This window comes from Synechococcus sp. BA-120 BA3 (assembly GCF_034931285.1).
GTDB lineage: Bacteria > Cyanobacteriota > Cyanobacteriia > PCC-6307 > Cyanobiaceae > Cyanobium.
The window spans coordinates 1-2,496 of sequence record NZ_JAYGHZ010000135.1 but is presented as its reverse complement, the minus strand read 5'-3'; the positions used below and the strand labels follow the sequence as shown (position 1 = coordinate 2,496).

General features: G+C 72.6%; 3 protein-coding genes. 1 reads left to right on the top strand and 2 read right to left on the bottom strand.

The window, feature by feature from the left end:
* On the bottom strand, positions 1 to 1,130 hold a 1,130-nt coding region (locus tag VB737_RS06475), incomplete at its 3' end, for an AAA-type ATPase lid domain-containing protein (protein WP_500312106.1).
* Between the two features lie 91 nt (positions 1,131 to 1,221).
* Here VB737_RS06475 and pdeM point away from each other — a divergent pair.
* Entirely contained in the window at positions 1,222 to 1,926 is a 705-nt protein-coding gene (pdeM, locus tag VB737_RS06470) for a ligase-associated DNA damage response endonuclease PdeM (protein WP_500312104.1), read from the top strand.
* Here the strand turns inward: pdeM and VB737_RS06465 are convergent.
* Positions 1,883 to 2,350, bottom strand: coding sequence for a CBS domain-containing protein (locus tag VB737_RS06465; protein WP_500312102.1), 468 nt, complete (start codon positions 2,348 to 2,350; stop codon positions 1,883 to 1,885). The genes pdeM and VB737_RS06465 overlap by 44 nt on opposite strands.
* Positions 2,351 to 2,496 lie beyond the last annotated feature (146 nt).

The window sequence follows — 2,496 nt, the reverse complement described above, 5'->3', positions numbered from 1 at the left end:
GCCCAGCGGTCCGTGTCGCCCCGCGGCCAGCGGGCCGGCTGCCAGCCCAGCCGCGTCGCCAGCCGCTGGACGATCTCCCCCCAGACCATGAACGGGCAGAAGGAGCACCACAGGCGGCCCACCAGGGGGTAGGCCAGCAGGATCAGGGGCCACCACCAGGCCCAGAAGAGGTTCAGGTCACCGTTGTGGGCGCGGTCCTGGGGCCCCCACCAGAGCCAGAGGTTCACCAGCACGAACACCCAGCTCACGACCCCGAAGAGCAGGGCGTTCCAGAGCAGGGGCGAGCGCATCACGTCCCGCAGCTGCGGTTTCCAGCGCCAGAGATCGAAGCGGGCCCGCTGGGGCCGCCGCAGGGTCCAGAACACATCCTCCGGCAGCTCCTCCGGGTGGGCACCGCTGCACTGGCGCAGGGCCCGCTCGATCAGCTCCAGCAGCTCCCGCACGTTGCCGGGGAAGTCGTAGGTCTGCAGGCGCTTCACCAGCCCCTCCCCCACGGTCGGTGGCCGGCTCCAGCCGAGGCTGAGGGCCTTCTGTCGCACCCCGTAGCGCAGCCATTCGCCCAGGTCCTGGCGCCGCACCCGCAGCGGCGGCACCCGGATGTGGCAGCAGATCGCGTCGAAATCGGGCTCGCTCGTCTCGGCGGTGAGGAACACCCGGCCGGCGAAGACGTGCTCGGTATGGGCGGCGTCCGGCGAGCGCCAACGGCCGCCGCGGGCCAGTTCCAGCAGGGCGGGCCGCAGGGCGGGGTCGGCGCGGTCGATCTGGTCGAGCAGCAGCCCGCCGGCACCGAGGCAGTCGATCAGGGCCACGCCGCCGGTGGGGGCCCCGAACAGCTCGGCGCCGTCGGGGCGGAGCTGGGCGCAGTTGATCCGCACCAGCAGCTGCTTGCGGGCTGAGGAGCCGAAGTGGATCAGGGAGGCGAGGTTGTCCTTCTCCAGGCCGGGCTCACCGCTGATCAGCACCGCCCGGCCGCTGGTGTCGGCGGAGGCGGCACGGATGGCGTCCCGCAGCTTCTGGGCATAGCGGCTGCTGCCGACCACCCCGCGGCGGGTCCGGCCCAGCAGGTAGGGGGCCAGCCGCAGCAGGCAGGCCCTCGGGTCGGGGGTGGCCTCCGGCGGGCTGGACGTCATCGCTGACCTCGTGCTGACTTGATTCTCGTCGGAGAGGATGGGCTGGCCTGCGCGCCGCCTCCGGTCATCTCGTCAGCCTGATGGTTTCTGCATGAACGTGTCGGGTTCGGCTGAGTTTCTGTGGCGGGGTCACCGGCTGCTGCTGCTGGGCCAGCGGGCCGTCTGGGATCCCCAGCAGGGGCTGCTGCTTGTGGCGGATCTGCACCTGGGCAAGGCGGAGAGCTTCCAGAGCCAGGGCATCCCGCTCCCCAGCGACGGCGACGGGGCCACCCTCAACACCCTGCTGGCGGTGGCCCATGGCCTCGGGCCCGCCCAGGTGGTGGTGCTGGGGGATCTGATCCACAGCCGGCTGGGCCTGACGGCTGACCTGCGCCAGAAGCTGCGGGCCCTGCCGGAGCTGCTGGGCTGCCCGCTGCGGCTGGTCGGTGGCAACCACGAGCGGGGCTGCTGGCTCGAGGGGCTGGAGCAGGAGCCGTCCCTGTCCCTCGGCCCCCTGTGGCTGAGCCTCGCCCCCGAGCCCCGCCCCGGCCGCCTCAACCTCTGCGGCCACCGCCACCCCGTCGCCCTGGTGGGCACGGGCGCCGATCGGCTGCGCCTGCCCTGCTTCGCCTACGACCCGGCGGCCGAGCAGCTGGTGCTGCCCGCCTTCGGTGCGCTCACCGGCGGCTACCCCTGCCCGGACGGCGAGCGGCTCTGGCTTCTGGCTGATGGGGCCGTCGTTCCCTGGAGCGAACCGTCCCGCCGCGTCGGCGTCAGCCCTCGGCGGCCAGGGCCCGCACCACGTCGCCGCGGGTGAGCACCCCCACCAGGGCCTCCTGGTCGTCGAGCACGAACAGCCGCTGGGTGCCCCGATCGTGCAGCAGACGGGCCGCCGCCGGGAGGCTGGTGGTGGCGGGGCAGCTGTGGGGCTTGGAGCCCATCACATCCCCGACCGAGCTGCCCAGCACCTGGTGCACCTGCTTGTCCCAGTCGAGCGGGTTGCGCAGATAGATGACGGCATCGAGCAGCATCACGTAGGGGCCGGCATCGAAACCGCTCTCGCGCACCATCAGGTCCTGCTCGCTGAGTTCCCCCACCAGGGCACCGAGCTCATCGAGCACCGGCAGGCCGCTGATGTGGTGGTCGCTCATCAGCTGCACGGCCTCCTGCAGGGGCGTGGTGGTGGTGACACTCAGCACGGGGCTGGTCATCACCTCGGCCACGCTGCGCTCGACGACCATGCGGATCTCCTCGGTGATGGCATTCTGCTGGTGAACGGGACCCCTCCCCTGCGACGCCTCGCCGACCTGCTGACCCTGGCCAGGGCCGTGCTGGGGTTGCCCCTGCTGCTGGCCCTGGCCGTCGGCCAGCCCGCCCTGGCCTGGGG

Coding starts and splice junctions, on each gene's coding strand:
- pdeM (WP_500312104.1), top strand. CDS start 1,222: ATGAACGTGTCGGGTTCGGCTGAGTTTCTGTGGCGGGGTCACCGGCTG.
- VB737_RS06465 (WP_500312102.1), bottom strand. CDS start 2,350: ATGGTCGTCGAGCGCAGCGTGGCCGAGGTGATGACCAGCCCCGTGCTG.